The sequence below is a fragment of the Streptomyces sp. NBC_00576 genome (genome assembly GCF_036345175.1).
In the GTDB taxonomy this organism is placed as follows: domain Bacteria; phylum Actinomycetota; class Actinomycetes; order Streptomycetales; family Streptomycetaceae; genus Streptomyces.
Genome location: NZ_CP107780.1, coordinates 8266279 through 8287842, shown reverse-complemented (window position 1 = coordinate 8287842; position 21564 = coordinate 8266279). Strand labels below are relative to the sequence as shown.

Here is a 21564-nt window from a genome sequence, read left to right as displayed (position 1 = left end):
GGCGCTGCCCCTTCGGGGCAGCTGCCTCTACGGCAGGTTGAGCGTCAGCGCGGACTGGAGAAGGTCCGGTGCGGTCCACGCCGAGAGGCGGCCGGCGTAGGGCGTGCCGAACGCCGCCGTGCCCAGCAGGAGTTGCCTGGTGGTTCCGGTCGGTGCGGTGACCGGGATGCGGGTGCCGGGCGGTGCGGTGACCGTGATGGTCTTGCCGATGCGGTACGCCGTGACGGTGCCGTTCGCGACGGCGGTCTGCCAGGCGGCGCGGCGCTGGAGTTCGGTGCCGATGGCACTCTGCCGGGGGTTCTCCAGCGGGGTGTTGTCGGCGAACAGCGCCCGGTAGTCGGCGAGGACCGTGTCCAGGACCGGGTACAGCGTGCGGTCCTCGGCCAGGTTGGACTGGTGCGCGTAGTGCGGACGCGGATCGCCCGAAATGGCGTGCCCGAGTGCGGTGCGGGCCTCCTGCGGCACGATGTACGACAGATAGCCGGTGGCGGTGTCCAGCGGCTCGGCCAGACAGGTGGACGTCGGGTTGTTCTCGCAGATGCCGCTGCCGCCGTCGGCCGCCGAAGCGTAGATCCAGTTGTACTCGTCGGCCATCTCGGCCTTCGTACCCGTGTTGTAGTACACGTTCATCGGGTAGCGCGGCACGGTCAGTGTGCCGCTGCCCGCCGAACGCTGCTGCGGCTCACGGGAGTTGTCGGAGGCGGTCCACTGGATGCCGTTGTCGGCGAGGGCGCCCGCGAGGTTCGGGTTGTCGTCGGGCTGCTGCGGCAGCGTCTTCAGACCCGAGTGCTCACCGGTCACCAGCTCACCGCGCTCGGTCGAAAGACCGTGCGTCACGCCCCAGTTGTAGTTGTTGGCGATCTCCGCCGAGATGTCGGCGCGGCTCATGTACCGCGTCGAGCCGTCCGCGTTCCTGGCGCAGCTCCAGGGCACGGTGGAGGTGTCCTGCACACAGCCGAGGTACTGGTGGGTGTACGTGTGGTTCATCCAGCGGTACTTGGCCTTGTCCGCGAGGAGTTGGTCGGCGAGGGCGTCCGTGCCGCCGTTCTCGCTCTTCCACTCCTCTCCCGAACCGGCGTTGTAGACCATGTCGAGCGTGAAGCCGCTGCTCTGCTGCCACTGGGCCGCGTGGACCGCGTCGGCCGCCGTCATCCGGATGGGGGTCGTGCCCTCGCCGTCGCCGCCCACACAGTCGAAGTCGCCGGGCGTGCAGTTGCGTTCGGTGTCCCAGCGGCTGTCGGGCGCGAAGACGTCGTCGACATGCACGGAGAAGTAGTTCCGGCTCTGCCCCAGGTGCACTCCCTGGGTCAGCCATTCCACGATGCCCCGGGCCAGCACCCGGAACTGCTGCTGATACTCGTTGTACGCGAAGGTCACAACGAGTTCGCGGCGCCCGTCGTGCGCGTACTCGCCGACCAGGCTGCCGCGACCGGTCCCACCGGGCACCGCCGTGTCGACGTAGCTGGTGAAGCCCGTACGGGGCGTGGCGACGAAGCCGTAACTCTCCTGTACGGACGCCGAGTTGTCCTCGAACGCAAGCGGGCCGTCCAGATAGCCGAAGTACCCGGTCCGGCCCGCGTCGGTAACGGCGGCGGCCTGCCCGTCCAGCGTGCCGGAGTAGGAGCTGTAGTCGAGGCCGACCCCCGGGTGCGCCCATGTGTAGGCGTCGACCTGCGGAATGCCGTACGTAGTCTCGTAGGCCTCCAGGGCCGTCTGCTCGGCCGAACCGGACCCGAACGGTGCCTCGTTGGGCAGCACCACGCCCTGGAACCTGGCCCGGGGTACGCCGTTCACCGTGTCGCTCAGGAATGCGGCGTCGACCGTCGGGCGGTTCGCGTCGTTCAGGTCGACGGTCGTGTACGGGATGCCCGTGTCCGCCAGTTCCGCCGTGATCGCCTCGACCGGGCTGTCGCCGTTGTCCACGACCAGCACTTTCAGGTCGATGCGCGGCTCCGCGGCGGCCGCCGCGCCGGGCACTCCCAGCCCCAGGGCCAGTAGCCCGGCGGCCGTCGCGACAACGGCCGCGTCCCGGGAAAATCTTGATCTGCGCGCTATCTGCGCCATGTTCGCCCTCCCCCAACCAGTCCCCCTCGGCGGTCAATTCCGAGTGGGATCCGTGGAAATCATGCATAAGCGGTGACCAACCCACTCACTACAACTGCACGAGTGTGACTCAGGTCACCGGAAGTGAAGGGTGGGAAATGACCATGACGCCACCGCCAGGTGAACACCCGCAGGAATGAGCGAAACCAGCCACCGAGCGTAGGCTCGTGCCGAGGGTGCCAACCCTGGTGCTGACAGCCCCTGAGGCCGGATTTAGGGTCGCTTGTCGGGCCTGGTCGACCCATCCCACTCGGCCACAGAAACTTTTCAGACGGAAGCGAGAATTCACCACCGTGACTGCTCTCACTCTCAGCACCGCTGCGGCGCCCGGCCTCCGGGCCGACGCGATCGTCGTCGGTGTCGCCAAGGGCGCCAAGGGCCCGGTCGTCGCACCGGGCGCCGAGGCCGTGGACAAGGCGTACGACGGCAAGCTCGCCGACGTCCTGGGGACCCTCGGTGCCTCCGGTGCCGAGGGCGAGGTGACCAAGCTGCCCGCCCCGGCCGGCTTCAAGGCACCCATCGTCGTGGCCGTGGGCCTGGGCGCGCTGCCCGAGAAGGACGAGACCTTCGGCGCCGAGTCGCTGCGCCGGGCCGCCGGTGTGGCCGCCCGCACCCTCGCCGGCGCCAAGAAGGCCGCCTTCGCCCTGCCGATCGAGGACGCCGCCGACGCCGGCGCGATCGGCGAGGGCGCGCTGCTCGGGGCGTACGCCTTCGACGCGTACAAGGAGACCGGCAGGAACGGCAAGGACGCGAAGAACGGCAAGGGGCCGCTCGCCGAGGTCACCCTGCTCGGCGGCAAGCCGCGCGACGCCGCGTACAAGGCGGCCGTCGCCCGCGCCACCGCCGTGTCCGAGGAGCTCAACCGCGCCCGCGACCTGATCAACACCCCGCCGAACGACCTCGACCCGGAGGCCTTCGCCGCCGTCGCGCAGGCCGCGGCCGAGGAGCACGGCATCCAGGTCCAGGTGCTCGACGTGCAGGCGCTCGAGGAGGGCGGCTACGGCGGCATCCTCGGCGTCGGCGCCGGCTCCGCCGCCGGGCCCCGGCTGGTGAAGCTGACGTACACGCACGAGGCGGCGAGCAAGCACCTCGCCTACGTCGGCAAGGGCATCACCTACGACTCGGGCGGCATCTCGCTCAAGCCCGCCGGGCACAACGAGACGATGAAGTGCGACATGAGCGGTGCGGCGGCGGTCTTCGCCGCGGTCGTCGCAGCCGCGCGACTCGGCCTGCAGGTCAACGTCACCGGCTGGCTGGCGCTCGCCGAGAACATGCCGTCCGGTTCCGCCACCCGCCCCGGTGACGTGCTGCGCATGTACAGCGGCAAGACGGTCGAGGTCCTCAACACCGACGCCGAGGGCCGCCTCGTCCTCGCCGACGCCCTGTGGGCCGCCTCGGCGGAGAAGCCGGACGCGATCGTCGACGTGGCGACGCTGACCGGCGCGATGATGCTGGCGCTGGGCAACCGGACGTACGGGATCATGGCGAACGACGACGCGTTCCGCTCCGCGGTGCACGAGGCGGCGGAGGAGGTCGGGGAGCCGGCGTGGCCGATGCCGCTGCCGGACCACCTGAAGAAGGGGATGGAGTCTCCTACGGCCGACATCGCGAACATGGGTGAGCGGTACGGGGGCGGGCTGGTCGCGGGGCTGTTCCTGCGGGAGTTCGTGGGTGAGGGGATCACCTGGGCGCACCTGGACATCGCGGGGCCCGCGTTCAACGAGGGGGGTCCCTTCGGGTACACGCCCAAGGGCGGGACCGGGACGGCCGTGCGGACGCTGGTGCGGCTGGCGGAGCTGACTGCCGTCGGCGACTTGGGCTGAGGGTACTTTAAGGGGCTTTGAGCGGCGGGACCCCGTGGGCGGGTAGTCCGGGGTCCCGTTGCGCCTCATAGCTCGATACCTGGTGTGCATTGGCGGGTGCGGGTCGTGTGTGGCTTGTCGCGCCCACGCGGCGGAGCCGCAGATCGAAACAGCCCCGCGCCCCTAGGTAGGTCACCGCGCCCCTCGCTGACAAGGGTGGGGTGTCCGTCACACAGGCCCGGCGTCTCTTCTGTGGCTGACAAGTGCGAAGATGGCCTCGGCAGGATGGGGCCCCCACCACAGGGCCGAAGAAAGAGCGGCCGGACACCAGCCGACCGACCGGTCATCCCCCGGCAAGGGGACAAAGTAGCCCGGCGTACGGCGCAATGCATGGAGGACGTGACGTGGCGAACGACGCCAGCACCGTTTTCGACCTAGTGATCCTCGGCGGTGGCAGTGGCGGTTACGCCGCGGCGCTGCGCGGGGCCCAGCTGGGCCTGGACGTCGCACTGATCGAGAAGGACAAGGTCGGCGGCACCTGCCTGCACCGGGGATGCATCCCCACCAAGGCCCTGCTCCACGCGGGCGAGATCGCCGACCAGGCCCGCGAGAGCGAGCAGTTCGGTGTGAAGGCCACCTTCGAGGGCATCGACGTCCCCGCGGTCCACAAGTACAAGGACGAGGTCATCTCGGGCCTGTACAAGGGACTCCAGGGCCTCGTCGCCTCTCGCAAGGTCCACTACATCGAGGGTGAGGGCCGGCTCTCCTCCGCCACCTCCGTCGATGTGAACGGGCAGCGGATCCAGGGCCGCCACGTCCTGCTGGCGACCGGCTCCGTGCCGAAGTCGCTGCCGGGTCTGGAGATCGACGGCAACCGGATCATCTCCTCGGACCACGCCCTCGTCCTGGACCGGGTGCCGGAGTCGGCCATCGTCCTCGGCGGCGGTGTCATCGGCGTCGAGTTCGCGTCCGCGTGGAAGTCCTTCGGTACGGACGTCACGATCATCGAGGGCCTGAAGCACCTGGCCCCCCTTGAGGACGAGAACTCTTCCAAGCTTCTTGAGCGCGCGTTCCGCAAGCGCGGCATCAAGTTCAACCTGGGCACCTTCTTCTCGAAGGCCGAGTACACCGCGAACGGTGTCAAGGTCACTCTTGCCGACGGCAAGGAGTTCGAGGCCGAGGTGCTGCTCGTCGCCGTCGGTCGCGGCCCGGTCTCGGCCGGCCTCGGCTACGAGGAGCAGGGCGTCGCCATGGACCGCGGCTACGTCCTGGTCGACGAGTACATGCGGACGAACGTGCCGACTGTCTCCGCCGTCGGTGACCTGGTCCCGACACTCCAGCTCGCGCACGTCGGCTTCGCCGAGGGCATCCTGGTGGCGGAGCGTCTGGCCGGCCTGAAGGCAGTTCCGATCGACTACGACGGCGTGCCCCGGGTGACGTACTGCCACCCCGAGGTCGCCTCCGTGGGCATCACCGAGGCCAAGGCCAAGGAGATCTACGGTGCGGACAAGGTCGTCGCTCTGAAGTACAACCTCGCGGGCAACGGCAAGAGCAAGATCCTCAAGACCGCCGGCGAGATCAAGCTCGTCCAGGTCAAGGACGGTGCCGTGGTCGGCGTCCACATGGTCGGCGACCGCATGGGCGAGCAGGTCGGCGAAGCCCAGCTGATCTACAACTGGGAGGCGCTGCCCGCCGAGGTCGCGCAGCTCATCCACGCCCACCCGACGCAGAGCGAGGCGCTCGGCGAGGCCCACCTGGCCCTGGCCGGCAAGCCGCTGCACTCCCACGACTGACCCTCGGTCGACGGACGACGACACAGACTTCCGCAATTCGTAAGGAGCAACCGAAACCATGGCGGTTTCCGTAACCCTTCCGGCGCTCGGTGAGAGCGTCACCGAGGGCACTGTCACCCGCTGGCTGAAGGCCGAGGGCGAGCGCGTCGAGGCCGACGAGCCGCTGCTGGAGGTGTCGACCGACAAGGTCGACACCGAGATCCCCTCGCCCGTCTCCGGCGTTCTGGCGTCCATCAAGGTCGCCGAGGACGAGACCGTTGAGGTCGGCGCCGAGCTGGCCCTCATCGACGACGGCAGCGGCGCGCCCGCTGCCGCCCCTGCCCCCGCGGCCGAGCCCGTGGCGGCGCCGGCAGCCCCGGCTGCCCCGGCCCCCGTGGCCGAGGCGCCTGCCGCTCCGGCTCCGGCCCCCGCCGCGGCTCCGGCCGCCGCTCCCGCTGCCGGCGCTGCCACCGGCACCGACGTCACCCTTCCTGCGCTCGGCGAGAGCGTCACCGAGGGCACCGTCACCCGCTGGCTGAAGTCGGTCGGCGACAGCGTCGAGGAAGACGAGCCGCTGCTCGAGGTCTCCACGGACAAGGTCGACACCGAGATCCCGGCGCCCACCTCCGGTGTGCTCCTGGAGATCGTGGTCGGCGAGGACGAGACCGCCGAGGTCGGCGCCAAGCTGGCCGTGATCGGCGCCCCGGGTGCCGCTCCGGCGGCTGCTCCGGCTCCGGCCGCCCCGGCTCCGGCGCCCGCCGCCGCTGCCCCGGCGCCCGCTCCGGCTCCGGCTCCGGTCCAGGCCGCGGCTCCCGTCGCGCCCCCGGCCCCCGCGGCTCCGGCCGCTCCGGCCCCCGCGCCGGCTCCGGTCCAGGCCGCGGCTCCGGTCGCTCCCCCGGCGCCCGCGCCGGTCGCGCCCGCCCCGGTCACCCCGGCTCCGGCTCCCGCCGCCGCGCAGGCCACCGACGAGGGTGCGTACGTGACCCCGCTGGTGCGCAAGCTCGCCGCCGAGAACGGCGTCGACCTGGGCTCCGTCAAGGGCACCGGCGTCGGCGGCCGCATCCGCAAGCAGGATGTCCTCGCCGCCGCCGAGGCCGCGAAGGCCGCCGCCGCCGCTCCGGCTCCGGCCGCCGCCCCGGCCGCCAAGAAGGCTCCGACCCTGGAGGCCTCTCCCCTCCGCGGCCAGACCATCAAGATGCCTCGCATCCGCAAGGTCATCGGCGACAACATGGTGAAGGCCCTGCACGAGCAGGCTCAGCTGTCCTCGGTCGTCGAGGTCGACATCACCCGCCTGATGAGGCTCCGCGCGCAGGCGAAGGACTCCTTCGCTGCCCGTGAGGGCGTCAAGCTCTCCCCCATGCCGTTCTTCGTGAAGGCGGCGGCCCAGGCGCTGAAGGCCCACCCGGCCGTCAACGCCCGGATCAACGTGGACGAGGGCACGATCACCTACTTCGACACCGAGAGCGTCGGTATCGCGGTGGACTCCGAGAAGGGCCTGATGACCCCGGTCATCAAGCACGCGGGCGACCTCAACATCGCCGGTATCGCCAAGGCCACGGCCGAGCTCGCGGGCAAGGTCCGGGCCAACAAGATCACCCCGGACGAGCTGTCCGGCGCGACCTTCACCATCTCCAACACCGGCTCACGCGGTGCGCTCTTCGACACGATCATCGTGCCGCCGAACCAGGTCGCGATCCTGGGCATCGGCGCGACGGTCAAGCGCCCGGCGGTCATCGAGACGGAGGAGGGCACGGTCATCGGCGTACGCGACATGACGTACCTGACCCTGTCCTACGACCACCGTCTGGTCGACGGCGCCGACGCGGCCCGTTACCTGACGGCCGTCAAGGCGATCCTGGAGGCGGGCGAGTTCGAGGTCGAGCTCGGCCTGTAACCAGCAGCCTGGGTTGTACGTGTACGACGGTGCCCCGTCCGGATTCCTCCGGGCGGGGCACCGTCGTACTGTGCGGGCCCTCCGTCGTGCGTGGCGTCCAGGCAGTCCCCGGGAGGGGCGAGCTCGCACGACTTTCCGGCCCCTACGGGGCAGGGATTCCGGGGCGAAACAGCGGTTGGGTGTGCTGTGGCGTGTGCCCTGTCCGGTCTGTAACGCTCGTCTCACGTTCCGCCGCACTCTCGTCCGGAAGGCCTCTGGGCAGGGACTCGGCCGTATTGTCTATAGGTCAACGCCCCTGGGGCCGAAGCCCCTCCCTCAAGGAGCCGTCATGAGCGCCCCCGTCGTCCACTCGCTGCGCGAGCAGATCCGCGAGCACATCGTGGAGGGGATCGTCAGCGGGCGCTGGAAGCCGGGCGAGCGGATCGTCGAGCGGCGGATCGCGACCGAGCTGGAGGTCAGCCAGACCCCCGTACGGGAGGCGCTGCGCGAGCTGGAGTCGCTGCGGCTGATCGAGTCGGCCCCCAACAAGGGCGTACGCGTACGGAATCTGACCGCCGCCGACCTGGAGGAGAGCTACCCCGTCCGGGCCGGTCTGGAGGCCATCGCGGCGGAGCTGGCGGCCGGGAAGCTGGCGGACGACTGCTCGGCCCTCGAACCGCATGTCGCCGCCCTGTACGAGGCCGACCGCGCGTCGGACGGCACCGGCCAGGTCCGGCACACGGTGGGGTTCCACCGCGAGATGGTGCGCGCGGCCGGGAACTCGGTGCTGCTGCACACCTGGGAAGGGCTGGGCATCGAGGTGTTCACGGCGCTGTCGATCCGCTGGCTGGGAACGGTCCAGCAGTCGTACGCGGAGGAGCACGAGGAGCTGGTCGCCGCGTTCCGGCGCCGGGATCCACGGATCGCCGAGCTGGTGAAGGCCCATGTCCTGGGGTGCGCGCCGCGGGCCTGACGCAACCGAGCCTGTAGCCGCTCACCTGCGGAAACGGCGAAAATTGCGGCACCCCGTGCCCGCCCACAAGGCACCGCGTGCCTACTTTCTCGTGATCAAGAGGTTTTGCCTCTCAACCCTTTGATCGATCATCGATCAGCGAGTTAGAGTCGCCGACGGACCCCTACAAGGGTCCGCAGCCCTGTCCTGCCAAAGACCAAGGGCACCCCCGAACCCTTACCGACGAGGGAACCCCCTTCGACTGAGGAAGGCGGCGACATGACCGACCCCCAGGCCATCCAGCCGAGCGAGCTCGACCAGCTCCCTGACCGCGACCCCGAAGAGACCGCCGAATGGCAGGCCTCCCTGGACGCGGTCACCAAGGCGGCCGGGCCGCACCGTGCCGCATATCTGATGCGCCGCACACTGGAGCGCGCCGAGGGCAACGGCATCGCGCTGCCCAAGCTCCTGGAGACGGACTACGTCAACAGCATCCCGACCGCCGCCGAGCCCGTAGTGGACGGCGACGAGGCGATGGAGCACCGGATCGCCGCCTGGAACCGCTGGAACGCGGCGGCCATGGTGACCCGGGGCAGCAAACACGGCGTGGGCGGCCACATCGCCACCTTCGCCTCGGCCGCCTGGCTGTACGAGACCGGCTTCAACCACTTCTTCAGAGGCAAGGAGGGCGACGGCTCCGGCGACCAGCTGTACATCCAGGGCCACGCCTCCCCCGGCATCTACGCTCGCGCCTTCCTCGACGGCCGGCTGACCGAGGACCACCTCGACAAGTTCCGGCAGGAGGCGGGCGGCAACGGCCTCCCGTCCTATCCGCACCCGCGCCGGCTGCCCTGGCTGTGGGAGTTCCCGACGGTGTCGATGGGCCTCGGCCCGCTGTCGGCGATCTACCAGGCACGCTTCAACCGTTACCTCACCAACCGCAGCATCAAGGACGTCTCCGCGTCGCACGTCTGGGCGTTCCTCGGTGACGGCGAGATGGACGAGCCGGAGTCGACGGCCGCCCTCGCGCTCGCCTCCCGCGAGGGCCTGGACAACCTCACCTTCGTCATCAACTGCAACCTGCAGCGCCTCGACGGCCCGGTCCGCGCGAACTTCAAGATCGTGCAGGAGCTGGAGGCACAGTTCCGCGGCGCGGGCTGGAACGTCGTCAAGACCCTCTGGGGCACGGCGTGGGACGAGCTGTTCCAGCTCGACACGACAGGCGCACTGGTACGGAGGCTCCGCGAGGTACCGGACGCCCAGGTGCAGACGTACCAGACACGCGACGCCGCCTACATCCGCGCCGACTTCTTCGGCAAGGACCCCGCGCTCGCCGAGATGGCGAAGCTGCTGAGCGACGACAAGATCCTGGACTGCTTCCACCGCTCGCGCGGTGGCCACGAGTCTCGCAAGGTGTACGCGGCCTACAAGGCGGCGCTCGCCCACAAGGGCGCGCCGACGGTCATCCTGGCCCAGACGGTCAAGGGCTTCACCCTGGGCGAGGGCTTCGCGTCGAAGAACGCCAACCACCAGATGAAGAAGCTGACGGTGGACGAGTTCAAGCAGATGCGTGACCTGCTCGAACTCCCCATCTCCGACGCGCAGTTCGTGGACGGAGTGGTCCCCTACGGCCACCCGGGCGCCGACTCCCCCGAGGTCCGCTACCTCCAGGAGCGCCGCGCGGCCCTCGGCGGCCCGGCCCCCGCCCGCCGTACGCACGCACTCGCCCCCCTCCCCGCCCCCGCGGAGAAGACGTTCACGTCGTTCGACAAGGGCTCCGGCTCACAGAACGTCGCCACGACGATGGCCTTCGTACGGCTGGTCAAGGATCTGGTCCGCGACAAGGAGACGGGCCGGCGCTGGGTACCGATCGTGCCCGACGAGGCACGCACCTTCGGCATGGAGTCGCTGTTCCCGTCCCTCGGGATCTACTCCCCCAAGGGCCAGACGTACGAGCCGGTCGACCGCGACCAGCTGATGTACTACAAGGAGGCCAAGGACGGCCAGATCCTCAACGAGGGGATCACCGAGGCCGGTTCCATGGCGGACTTCATCGCCGCGTCGACGTCGTACTCGACGCACGGCGAGCCGATGATCCCCTTCTACATCTTCTACTCGATGTTCGGCTGGCAGCGCACCGCCGACCAGATGTGGCAGCTCGGCGACCAGCTCGGCCGCGGCTTCCTGATCGGCGCGACGGCCGGCCGTACGACGCTGACGGGCGAGGGCCTCCAGCACGCGGACGGCCACTCTCCGGTGATCGCCGCGACGAACCCGGCCGCGCTGACGTACGACCCGGCGTTCGCGTACGAGGTGGCGGTGATCGTCAAGGACGGCCTCCGCCGGATGTACGGCGAGGCGGCCCCGGGCGAGGACCAGAACGTCTTCTACTACCTGACGGTCTACAACGAGCCGATCCCACAGCCGGCGAAGCCGTTGAGTGCGGGCCTCGACGAGGGCATCGTGAAGGGCCTGTACCGCTTCAACACGGCGGAGTCGGCGGGTCTTTCACCGGTCGCCAACGCACCGCGCATCCAGCTGCTCGGCTCCGGTACGGCGATCCACTGGGCCCTGGAGGCGCAGCGGCTGCTCGCCGAGGAGTGGGGCGTGGCGGCGGACGTGTGGTCGGCGACGTCCTGGACCGAGCTGCGACGGGACGCGCTGGACGCCGACGCGGCGCTGCTGCGGGGCGAGGAGCGGATGCCGTACGTCCGTCAGGCGCTGCAGGGGGCCGAGGGGCCGGTGCTGGCGGTGTCGGACTACATGCGCCAAGTCCCCGACCAGATCGCGCAGTGGGTCGAGCAGGACTACTCGTCGCTGGGCGCGGACGGATTCGGGCTGTCGGACACGCGTGCTGCTGCGCGGCGGCACTTCGGGGTCGACGCGGAGTCGATCGTCGTCGCGGCGTTGGCTCAGTTGGCGCGGCGCGGGGAAGTGAAGGCTGCGGCGGTGAAGGAGGCGCGGGAGCGGTACGGGTTGTAGGGGGCGCGTTCGCCCACCCACCCGCCCGTTGCCAGTCCGTTCGCCGGGCGCCGTCGAACTACTCGACGGCGCCCGGCGACCGAACGGCAGGCCTGTCCGGCCGAGGCCGTTTCTCCCACCCACCAGCCCCCACCGCATCTCCGGCCCGCACCATTCAGCCCGTCTGGGGGTCCCCCCTCTGGGGGAGTTTGAGGACAAGGCCCGTTCAGGGCCGTAGCGGGGGTCTGGGGGCGCAGCCCCCAGGAACGGGATGGGACGGGCAGGGGCGGCGGGGGCGATACAAACCCCACCGCACCCCCAGGCATCATGAACCCATGCGTGCTGCCCGCCTCATCAAGATGGTGCTGCTGCTCCAGTCCCGCCCCTCCATGACCGCCGCCGAGTTGGCCGGCGAGCTGGAGGTGTCCGAGCGCACCGTCACCCGGGACGCGCAGGCCCTGTCCGAGGCGGGCGTGCCCGTGTACGCCGACCGGGGGCGGGCCGGCGGATACCGGCTGATCGGCGGGTACCGGACCCGCCTCACCGGACTGGCCCGCAGCGAGGCCGAGGCCCTGTTCCTCAGCGGAGTACCGGGCGCCCTGCGCGAGATGGGGCTGGAGGACACCGCCTCGGCGGCCCGCCTCAAGGTGTCCGCCGCCCTGCTGCCCTCCTTCCGCGACGCCCCCCGAACAGCCGCCCAACGCTTCCATCTGGACGCTCCCGCCTGGTTCAGCGAGCCCCCGACTCCCGAGTCGCTGTCCGCCGTCGCGGAGGCGGTGTGGGACGACCGGCCGATCCTGGCCCGCTACCGGCGCGGCCCCGGCGACACCGGCGTGGAGCGCACGTTGGAGCCGTACGGGCTCGTCCTCAAGGCGGGCGTCTGGTATCTGTGCGCCCGGGTACCGGAGCACGCCGGTCCTGGGACCGGTCCCTTCCGGGTGTACCGCGTCGACCGCTTCACCTCCGTCGAGGTGTCCGGCCACCGTGGCCCCGTCTCCGGCCAGGGCCCCGACGAACGCTTCACGCGCGACGCCGGCTTCGACCTGCCCGCGTTCTGGGAGGAGGGGGCGGAACAGTTCGCGCGGTCGATCCTGCGCGCGGAGGTCGTCGTACGACTATCGGCGGAGGGGGTCCGCAGACTGCCGTACGCCGTCGATCCCGTGTCCGCCCGCGACGCGCTGTCGGCCGGTGGCGACCCCGACGAGCAGGACCGGGTCACCGTGACGCTCGCCGTGGAGTCGCTGGAGGTCGCCCATACGCAGCTGGCCGTGCTCGGGCCGGAGGCGGAGGTGCTGGCGCCGCCGGAACTGCGGGCGCGGTTCGCGCGGGACGCGCAGCGGCTTGGGGCGCTGTACTCCCCGCCCCCGCCACACCCACCTCCACCAGCCGCGTAGTTCACCGCGAGGCGCGAGCTCGCGAGGCCGGCGGGCCTGTACACCCCCGTCACCTGTTTTCACCTGTTTCTTGCGAGGAGGCCCTGGCGTTCACGCCGGGGAGGAATCGCATCCGGGTGTCGTGACGCGGAGCGCCGCCACATCCGGTTCAGGGCGCGGAGCGCCGGTACCGCTGTTGGCAGCACCGAGGTGATGCGAACGTGTGTGCGACCAGAGGATGGCCCGCCGCAGACCGAAGAAGGGCCGGCCGGGATCGAACAGGCAGCATGAGGACACCGGCCGCAAGTGGGCCAAGAAGGTCGTCCGTGACCACGACGCCATCGCTGTCGAGGATTTCCGCCCCAAGTTCCTGGCCAGGACCACGATGGCCCGCAAGGCCGCTGACGCCGCCATCGGCGCCACCAAGGCCGCTCTATCTACATGGGCCGCAAACACCGGCGGGACATCCGCCTCGTCCACCCCGCGCACACCACGACTCCCCACGGGACAAGAACTCCGCACACGTCATGCTCGTCCGGGCTGGTCTCAACCCGGCTGGTACCGATGGCAGAAGACCTCCTGGAGCGCTGCTCCAGGAGGCGGCCTGAGCCAGGAATCCCCTCCCGTTCAGGGAGAGGAGGATTCAAATTCCGCGTAGCTCCGCGTGCGTCTCTCCCTTCGAGGCACGATGCTGTACCCGTGATGGACGAGACGGAGTTCTGGAAGCTGGTGGACGCGAGCCGCGAGGCCGCCGAGGGTGACCCCGAGGACCAGGCCGACCTGCTGGTCGAGCAGTTGCTCCAGCTCGACCCTGACTCGGTCCTCGACTTCGCCCGGCATTTCGAGGCTCGTTACAACCGCGCCTACCGCTGGGACCTGTGGGGCGCCGCCCGGGTCCTGCTCGACGGCGCCGACGACGACGCCTTCGACTTCTTCAGGTGCTGGCTGATCGGCCAGGGCCGCGAGGTCTTCGAGGGTGCCCTGCACGGCGACCCGGACTCGCTCGCCGATCTCCTGGACGACTTCGACGCGGAGATCGACGGGGACGGTGAGGAGCTGGGCTACGCGGCCGACGAGGCGTACGAGCAGCTCACCGGCACCGCCACCCCGGATCTGGGTATTCCGCCGGCGCCCGCCGAGCCCGAGGGCACGCCGCTCGCCCTGGAGAACGAGGGGGCGCTCGCCGACCGGTATCCCAAGCTGTGGCAGCGGTTCAAGGGGGCCTGAGACCCCCGTCGTCCCGTGGTCCCGTAGTCCCGTAGTCCCGTAGTCCCGTTGCCGCTCCCCGTTCTCAGGCTGCCGTGCTGCGGCGGCGGGTCAGGTCCGACGGGATGTAGGCCTGCTGCGTGGGGTCAGCCCGTACCGCATGGTGCATGGGGGCCGCGTTGGCCTGGTCGAGGGCGGACGCCGTGACCGCCGCCGGGCCCAGGACGACCGTCGCCACCGCGCAGAGCACGGTCCACGGACCCCACGCGCCTCCGGCCCGGCCGCCGGAAGACCTCTTGCCGCCGGAAGTCCTCTTGCCGCCGGCCCGTTCGGCTCGTTCGGCCCGCTCCAGCGGGTTCGTACGACTGCTGCTGCTCATGATCCCCACCTCCGGTCAGTGCGTATACCGAAGGTACGACGGGGAGTTGGGACGCCTCGTTGAGTGCGCTGTGCCGTACCTGTGAGCGGTCTCGCGACAGAGCCCGTGCCTCAGCGCCGACCCTGCAGACGCGCCGCCGTCTGTCTGATCGCCGGGAGGCGAGCCGTGAGGGCGGCGCCGGGGCAGCTCGTCATGTAGCCGGCGTTGTGGCCCGCCAGGGCGGGCAGGGTGACGGTGGTGCCGGACGCCCAGCGGCTGAGGGAGTTGCTGGAGACCAGGCGTGCGGTGCCGCGTGGGTCGGTGCCCGAGAGGCCGAGTTTCCAGGCGGCGAGGGCGGCGATCGCGTCGGTCATGGCCTGCGGCACGGGCACGCCCGCGGTGAAGGTGCCGAGGGCGGCGATACCGGCGGTGCGATGGTTGAAGCCCTGGGTGTGGGCCCCGGTGACGGGGCGGTCGACGCCGCCCGCGCGGCCTTCGTAGACGGTGCCGCAGCGGTCGACGACGAAGTTGTAGCCGATGTCGTCCCAGTCCCGGGAGCCGGTCTGGCCGGCGTACAGGTAGCGGATGATGCGGGGCGCGTCGGCGCAGTCGTAGCCGTTGGGCGAGTCGGTGTGGTGGACGAACACGGCGACGACCCGGTCGTCGTAGCGCGGCGGCGGCTGGCTGCGTTCGGCGTCCGCGATCCAGGCGGTACGGGGGACGATGCGCGGCTTGGCGGCGGGGTGGGCGACGGCCGGGCGGGCCGCGACGGGGGGTGTCCGGCGCGCGGGGGTACGGTCGACGCCGGCCGCGCACAGGACCAGTCCGACGGCGGCGGCGATTCCGGGCAGGCAGGCGAGCACCACGCGGGCGGCGGCCGGCACGCGGAGGACACGCGAGTCACCCATGGACCCCATGGACCGCTTGGATCCCATGAGCCTCACTGTGGATCGGTTCCGTTCCGCCCGCGATGTGTGGTGTGCCACTTGGTGGAACCAATGTTCCGGTCAGGGACGTTTTTAGAGGTCCAGGCGCCGGATGCGCGCATGTGACTGATCGGCGACTGATCACCGGGACCTTCCCGCGCGTACTACCGCATGTAATCCGCGTGTACGGGGGACCTACGGGGGACCGAGGGTCCAGAAGAAAGGCGGCCGGAGTGGACCTGCTCGACATCCTGCTGTTGCTGGTGATCCTCGGCTATGCGGCGTCCGGTTACCGGCGCGGCCTGGTGGCGGGCTGTGTCTCCCTGGCAGGGTTCGTGGGCGGCGCCGTGATCGGGGTGTGGGTGCTGCCGTGGATCATGGAGCTGGTGGAGGCGGGGACGCCCGGGGCGACGGTGACGGCCGTGCTCACGGTGCTGGTGCCGGCCGTGGTGGGACACGAGCTGATGGGCAGGTTCGCGCTGAAGCTGCGCCGCGAGCTGGACCAGGGGCCGCTGCGGGTCGCCGACGGGGTCGGCGGGGCCGCTGCGAACGCGGTCGCCGTGCTGTTGGTGTCGTGGGTGGCGGCGAGCGTCCTGGGTGCCTCCTCCTCGCCGGTGGTCACGACGGCGATCCGGGACTCGGCGCTGCTGGGCGCGGTGCAGGACGCAATGCCGGAGACCACCCCGACCTGGTTCTCGCGGGCCACGTCCGCGCTCACCCAGGCGGGCTTCCCGCAGGTCTTCAACCCCTTCGAGAACGAACCGGCGACGAGCGTCGCCAAGCCCACCGGGGACAGTGTCACAGCGAGCGCGACGAACGCGGCCAAGCTGAGCACGGTCAAGATCGAGGGCGTCGCGGGCAACCAGGGCCGCGAGGGCAGCGGTTTCGTGTACGCGCCCCGGCATGTGATGACCAACGCCCACGTGGTGGCGGGCATCGACGACCCGACCGTCCGGGTGGGCGGCGTAGGGACGGCGCACGAGGCGACGGTGGTGCTCTTCGACCCCGAGAAGGACGTGGCCGTGCTGTACGTACCGGATCTGCGCGCCCCCGTCCTGCGCTTCGACGACAGCGCGAAGCGGGGCGACTCGGCGGTGGTCGCCGGCTATCCGCAGGACGGCGACCTGAATCTGCAGGCCGCCACGGTCGCCGACAAGGTGCGGGCGAGGGGCCAGAACATCTACAACAGCGGGACGGTGACCCGCCAGATCTACTCGATCCGCTCGACGGTCCGCCCCGGCAACTCCGGCGGCCCGCTCCTCACCACCGACGGCAAGGTGTTCGGCGTGGTCTTCGCCCGCTCCACGTCCGACGACGAGACGGGCTATGTCCTGACGGTGGACGAGGTCTCCGACGACGCCGAGAGCGCGGCGGCCTCGACAGCGGCGGTGGACACGGGCGACCTGGTCACGTCCTAGCCACCTACACCTGGGTGGCTACAGCGAACGGCCCATGAGTACGTCGTCCACGAACTCCCCGTCCAGCAGGAACTCCCTGGGCTGTATGCCCTCGACGACGAAGCCCTCCGACTCGTACAGCCTGCGGGCCGGGGTGTTGTGCCCGAGGACGCGCAGCGTGAGACGCAGGGCGCCCCGGCGGCGGGCCTCGGCCACGGCGCCCCGGATCAGCAGCCGCCCGACACCCATGCCCCGCGCCTCGTCGGAGACGGCGAGCCCCTGGATCTGCCGGACGTGCGCGTTCGACGCGAGCGGAGTGGGCCGGGCGAGCCTGACATAGCCCACGACCAGACCGTCACCGGCCACGGCGACCAGATGGTCGCCCGGGCCGGAGTTCTCGTGGAAGAACGGCGTGTACGGCGGTCTGGGCCGAGGCGAGACGGAGTGCAGCGTGGACCAGGTGGCGCGGTCGAGTCTGCCGAGGGCCTCGTCGTCGTCGGGCAGGGCGAGGCGCACGAACGGCTCGTGGCCGGCGGGGAGCTCCTGGCCCTCGGGTCCGTCGTACGGCTGCTGATGTGGTTGGTGCGGCGCGGGCGGCATGGGGATCACTCTAGAGCGGGGGTAGGACAACAGGTCAGGGGCCGGTGGCGCAGGATGGGGGCATGGAACGCTCGCGAATCGCGGTGGCCGGTGCGTCCGGTCTCATCGGTACGGCCCTGGTGCGGTCGCTGACCGCCGACGGACATGAAGTGCGCCGCCTGGTACGGCATGCGCCCCGGAGCAAGGACGAGGTCCGCTGGGATCCCGAGCGGCAGACGATCGACGCCGCCGGGCTCGCGGGCTGCAGCGCGGTGGTGAACCTGGCCGGGGCGGGGGTCGGGAGCCGGCGCTGGACCGACGCGTACAAGCGGACGATCCGCGACAGCCGTGTCCTGGGCACGGCGACGCTCGCCGAGGCCGTCGCCTCGCTGGACGAGCCGCCGCGGGTCTTCGTGAACGGCAGCGCGATGGGCTACTACGGGGCGACCGGCGAGCGGGCAGTGGACGAGAACGCCCCTGCGGGAGACGGCTTCCTGCCGTCGGTGTGCGTGGAGTGGGAGGGGGCCGCGGGCGCCGCCCAGGAGGCGGGCGTACGGACGGTGTTCGTGCGGACGGGACTGGTGGTGGCGCGCGGGGGCGGGGCCTGGGGAAAGCTGTTTCCGCTGTTCAAGGCGGGCCTGGGCGGGCGGATGGGCGACGGCTCCCAGTACTGGTCGTTCGTCGCGCTGCACGACGAGGTGGCGGCGATCCGGCATCTCATCGACACCGACGGCCTGTCCGGGCCGTTCAATCTGACGGCACCGCAGCCCCTCACCAACCGGGAGATCACGGCGGCGATGGGGCGTGTGCTGCGTCGGCCGACGCTGTTCACGGTGCCCGCACCCGTGCTGCGGCTGGTGCTGGGCGAGATGTCCGGGGACGTGCTCGGCAGCGCGCGGGTGCTGCCGACGCGGCTGCTGGAGTCCGGGTTCACGTTCGCGTTCCCGGAGATCGACGACGCGATCCGGGCGGCGCTCGCCTGATCCCCCTCCGCGCCCTTGGACCACACCGCGGATGACCGTGTGCGACCGCATGCGACCGGTGTGCGACCGTGCCCTGTTCATGCGCGACTTCCGCCGACCGTGAGCCGCCCTACTCTCGGTCCGAACGGTTTGAACGGTCTGCACAGTCAGGACAGTCAGAACTACCGAACTCGCTTATCCCGTACGCCTGTTGGGGCAGCGGTGCCCCGGCCGGCCGCGTCACCGCGAACCAGGGAGGGCACGTGCTTGAGCCCGCGTACCAGGCGGACGTCGTCATCGTGGGGGCCGGGGTCGCCGGACTCGCGGCGGCCCATCGGCTGACCAGCGCAGGAGTAACGACCGCGGTCCTGGAGGCCGCCCCTTACGTCGGCGGCCGAATGGCGACCGAGAAGGTCGACGGTTTCCGACTCGACCGGATCGGGCAGCTGCTGTCCACGTCGTATCCCGAACTGCGGCTCACCCCGGGCCTCGACGCGCTCGTCCTGCGTCCCTTCGCACCGGGTGTCCTGGTGCACAGCGACGGACGCCGGCACCGCGCGGGCGCCCCGCTGGGCGGAGGGGGCGCACGGGGCGCACTCGGTGCTGTGCGCGCCCTGGCAAGCGCCCCGAGGCCGGCCAGGACGGCCAGGACTGCCAGGTCCCCCAGGACGGTGGCGTCGGCGATGGCGCGCACCGGCGCCCCGCTCGGCGGAGTGGTCGGCGGGGCGTTCGGCGGCGCGGTCGACCAGGCCCGGCTCGGCGCCGCGCTCACCCGGCTCGCCGGGGTGCCCGTGCAACGGCTGCTGGCCCGCCCCGAGTTGTCGGCCGCCCACGCCCTGGCCAACCGCGGCCTGCCCGCCCGTACGATCGAGGGCTTCCTGCGCCCGCTGCTCGCCGCGCTGCTCTGCGACCCCGACCTGACCACGTCGAGCCGGTGCGCGGATCTCGCGCTGCGGTCCTTCGCGAGCGGCCGGCTGTGTGTGCCGGAGGGCGGCGCGGACACCCTGCCGGAGCTGCTCGCACGGGCGCTGCCGCCCGGCACGGTGCACACCGGGGTCCGGGTCACGTCCATCGCCACGAATCTCGTGACCACCGCCGACCACGGCGAACTGCGCTGCCGGGCCGTTCTGGTGGCGACCGACGCCCGCGCCGCCGCCGGTCTGCTGCCCGGTCTGCGCGTACCCGACTTCCACCCGGTGACCGTCGTCCACCACACAGCCGACGAGGCGCCCGCGACCGGCGCGTTCCTGCTCCTGGACGCGGATCGCGGGGGCCCGGTCACGCACACGGCGGTGATCAGCCGCGTGGATCCGTCCCGGTCCCCGGCCGGCCGCCCGCTGATCTCGTCGACGGTGCTGGGCGCCCCTCCGGCGGACCTGGACACGGCCGTACGTACGCATCTGTCCCGCCTGTACGGAGTGTCGACCGCGCGCTGGGAGACCCTCGCCGTGCACCACACCGCCGAGGCGGTTCCCGCTATGCGTCCACCGCACGATCTGCGCCGGCCGGTGCGGCTGCTGGCGGGCCTGTACGTGTGCGGCGACCACCGGGACACGAGCACCGTCCAGGGCGCCCTGCACTCCGGGCACCGGGCCGCGGCCGCGATCCTGACGGACCTGGGCGCGGGCCCGATGCATGTGGCGGAGCCGTTGCGGACGTCAGCGACGCCGGCGGAGGAGGACGAGGCGGCAGCCGCGTGAGCTATCCGAGCGCGGCGACCTTGTCGCGGTACCCCCTGACGGGTGCCGCGTCCCGGTAGGGCTCCAGGCGCCGCTCGAAGTCCCGTACGTACTCGATCGCCCGCACCGAGCGCATCTCCGTCGCCGCGCCGGCCGCCTCGGCGCCCAGCTGGCAGGCCTGGTCGAGCTCGCCGAGGCCCAGCCGTGCCGAGGCGAGCACGACGCGGCAGAAGAGACGGCTGCGGGCGAAGGCGGGGGCGCGCAGCTGGAGCGAGCGCTCCGCGTGCTGGGCGGCGGCGCGGAACTGCTGCAGATCGCGGTGGCAGTGCCCGAACTCGTCGGCGAGCTGCGCCTCGTCGAAGAACCGCGCCCAGTGCGGGACCTCGTCGCCTGGCCGGGCGGCTTCGAGGGCCCGTTCGGCCCGTACGAGGGAGGCGGTGCAGGCCCGGACCTCCCCCAGCACCCCGTGCGCCCGCGCCTCGCACGCGTGCAGCAGCGACTGCACGACGGGCGGTGCCGCGGTGCCGACGCCCTGCTGGGCCACCCGCGCGAGCTGCACGGCCTCCCGTCCGTGCCCGAGGTAGACGGCCTGCCGGCTCATGGTGGCCAGCACGTACGAGCCGTACGCCCGGTCCGCCGCCGCCTGCGCGAGCCGCAGCGCCTGCACGAAGTAGCGCTGGGCGAGGCCGTGCGCGGCGATGTCGTACGACGTCCAGCCCGCGAGCCGGGTGAGGTCGGAGGCCGCCGCGAACAGCAGGCGGCCCGTCTGCTCGCCGTACGTGCCGCGCAGCATGGGCTCGGTCTCGTGTTCCAGGTAGCGGACGAGGGCCTGGCGGGCGTGGCCGCCCCCGTAGGCGTCGTCGAGAGTGCGGAACAGCTCGCCGACCGAGCGGAGCGCGGCGATGTCACCGCCGGTGACCTTCTGCCCGGGGCCGCGCTCGGCCTGCCCGCGCTGCCGGGGCACACCGGGCCGCCCCTGCACGGGCACCCGGGCTGCGGCGGGTTGATCGGCGCGGCCGACCCGGTCGTCGGGACGCCCGATCAGCCAGTCCCGGCTGGGCACGACGAGTCCTGCCGGGGTGAAGGCGATCTTGCGCAGCTCGGCGTGGCTGCCGGAGTCCTTGCGCCACAGCCCGCTGACGATGTCGACGGCTTCCTCGGGGGTGGCCGCGAACTCCAGCCCCGCGTAGACGGGCGCGCAGGCGTCGAGGCCGAGATCCTGGGCGGTGAGCCGTCGTCCGAGGCGCCGGGTGAACACCTCGGCGATGAGGGCGGGGGTGGTGCCGCGGGGCTGCTGTCCGCGCAGCCAGCGGGTCACCGATGTCTTGTCGTATCTGAGATCAAGGCCGTGTTCGAGACCGAGCTGGTCCACCCGGCGGGCCAGACCTGCGTTGGAGAATCCCGCTTCTGCGATGAGCGCGGCGAGCTGTCGGTTGGGAGTGCGCTGCGCGGGTCGTTCCGTCATCTGCGGTGCGGTCTCCTGCCTTCGGGCCCTCTGGGGTGCCCGGCTTGCTGGTGAGCAGCCCTTTTTGGCCTCGTGGACGGCGCGAATGTAGCGGAGCGTAAGCAGCCGATCGCACATTTCGCCGTACATTCATCCGATCGTGTGAGGATTGGGCGC

15 protein-coding genes and 1 pseudogene are annotated in these 21564 nt (G+C 71.4%); 11 read left to right on the top strand and 5 right to left on the bottom strand.

From position 1 onward, the window contains the following. Nucleotides 1-27: 27 nt before the first annotated feature. Nucleotides 28-2064, bottom strand: a complete 2037-nt coding sequence (locus OG734_RS36015; RefSeq protein ID WP_330291607.1) for a hypothetical protein — start codon at nt 2062-2064, stop codon at nt 28-30. Nucleotides 2065-2396: 332 nt separating this feature from the next. On the opposite strand from OG734_RS36015, the gene OG734_RS36010 reads away from it, so the two are divergent. The 8 genes and pseudogenes from OG734_RS36010 (at nt 2397) to OG734_RS35975 (ending at nt 14063) form a co-directional block, all read left to right on the top strand. Then, nucleotides 2397-3926, top strand: coding sequence for a leucyl aminopeptidase (locus OG734_RS36010; RefSeq protein WP_330291606.1), 1530 nt, complete (start codon nt 2397-2399; stop codon nt 3924-3926). A gap of 383 nt (nt 3927-4309) precedes the next feature. Beyond that, nucleotides 4310-5698 (top strand): dihydrolipoyl dehydrogenase, encoded by a 1389-nt coding sequence (gene lpdA, locus OG734_RS36005; RefSeq protein ID WP_330291605.1) that lies wholly within the window; start codon nt 4310-4312, stop codon nt 5696-5698. A gap of 58 nt (nt 5699-5756) precedes the next feature. Then, complete coding sequence (sucB, locus tag OG734_RS36000) at nt 5757-7571, top strand: 2-oxoglutarate dehydrogenase, E2 component, dihydrolipoamide succinyltransferase (RefSeq protein WP_330291604.1); 1815 nt, start codon at nt 5757-5759, stop codon at nt 7569-7571. Nucleotides 7572-7899: 328 nt separating this feature from the next. Beyond that, entirely contained in the window at nt 7900-8523 is a 624-nt protein-coding gene (locus OG734_RS35995; protein WP_330291603.1) for a GntR family transcriptional regulator, read from the top strand. 258 nt (nt 8524-8781) lie between these two features. Beyond that, nucleotides 8782-11484, top strand: a complete 2703-nt coding sequence (gene aceE, locus OG734_RS35990) for a pyruvate dehydrogenase (acetyl-transferring), homodimeric type (RefSeq protein WP_330291602.1) — start codon at nt 8782-8784, stop codon at nt 11482-11484. Nucleotides 11485-11798: 314 nt separating this feature from the next. Continuing rightward, the gene (locus tag OG734_RS35985) at nt 11799-12857 is read left to right on the top strand and encodes a helix-turn-helix transcriptional regulator (RefSeq protein WP_330291601.1); all 1059 of its coding nucleotides are present in this window, start codon (nt 11799-11801) and stop codon (nt 12855-12857) included. Between the two features lie 208 nt (nt 12858-13065). Then, nucleotides 13066-13444 (top strand): annotated as a pseudogene (locus OG734_RS35980) (RNA-guided endonuclease TnpB family protein); the annotation flags it as partial. A 94-nt stretch (nt 13445-13538) separates the two neighbouring features. Continuing rightward, nucleotides 13539-14063: a DUF4240 domain-containing protein gene (locus OG734_RS35975; RefSeq protein WP_330293916.1), complete on the top strand. Its 525-nt coding sequence runs from the start codon at nt 13539-13541 to the stop codon at nt 14061-14063. A gap of 64 nt (nt 14064-14127) precedes the next feature. Here the strand turns inward: OG734_RS35975 and OG734_RS35970 are convergent, their stop codons facing one another. Both OG734_RS35970 and OG734_RS35965 read right to left on the bottom strand, forming a co-directional pair. After that, nucleotides 14128-14421 carry a hypothetical protein gene (locus OG734_RS35970; RefSeq protein ID WP_330291600.1) on the bottom strand — a complete coding sequence of 98 codons (294 nt, stop codon included), beginning with the start codon at nt 14419-14421 and terminating at the stop codon, nt 14128-14130. 110 nt (nt 14422-14531) lie between these two features. Beyond that, entirely contained in the window at nt 14532-15308 is a 777-nt protein-coding gene (locus OG734_RS35965; protein ID WP_330293915.1) for a peptidoglycan recognition protein family protein, read from the bottom strand. Nucleotides 15309-15559: 251 nt separating this feature from the next. Here OG734_RS35965 and OG734_RS35960 point away from each other — a divergent pair, with 251 nt between their 5' ends. Then, complete coding sequence (locus OG734_RS35960; RefSeq protein ID WP_330291599.1) at nt 15560-16744, top strand: MarP family serine protease; 1185 nt, start codon at nt 15560-15562, stop codon at nt 16742-16744. A gap of 18 nt (nt 16745-16762) precedes the next feature. Here OG734_RS35960 and OG734_RS35955 read toward each other — a convergent pair whose 3' ends face one another. Further along, complete coding sequence (locus OG734_RS35955; RefSeq protein WP_330291598.1) at nt 16763-17323, bottom strand: GNAT family N-acetyltransferase; 561 nt, start codon at nt 17321-17323, stop codon at nt 16763-16765. 62 nt (nt 17324-17385) lie between these two features. Here OG734_RS35955 and OG734_RS35950 point away from each other — a divergent pair, with 62 nt between their 5' ends. Continuing rightward, on the top strand, nt 17386-18285 hold the full coding sequence (locus OG734_RS35950) for a TIGR01777 family oxidoreductase (RefSeq protein WP_330291597.1): 900 nt from the start codon (nt 17386-17388) through the stop codon (nt 18283-18285). A gap of 242 nt (nt 18286-18527) precedes the next feature. Next, nucleotides 18528-19964, top strand: a complete 1437-nt coding sequence (locus tag OG734_RS35945; protein ID WP_330291596.1) for an NAD(P)/FAD-dependent oxidoreductase — start codon at nt 18528-18530, stop codon at nt 19962-19964. A 1-nt stretch (nt 19965) separates the two neighbouring features. Here the strand turns inward: OG734_RS35945 and OG734_RS35940 are convergent, their stop codons facing one another. Further along, a complete protein-coding gene (locus tag OG734_RS35940) occupies nt 19966-21408 on the bottom strand; it encodes a regulator (RefSeq protein WP_330291595.1) in 1443 nt (480 codons plus the stop codon). Between the last annotated feature and the right edge of the window lie 156 nt (nt 21409-21564).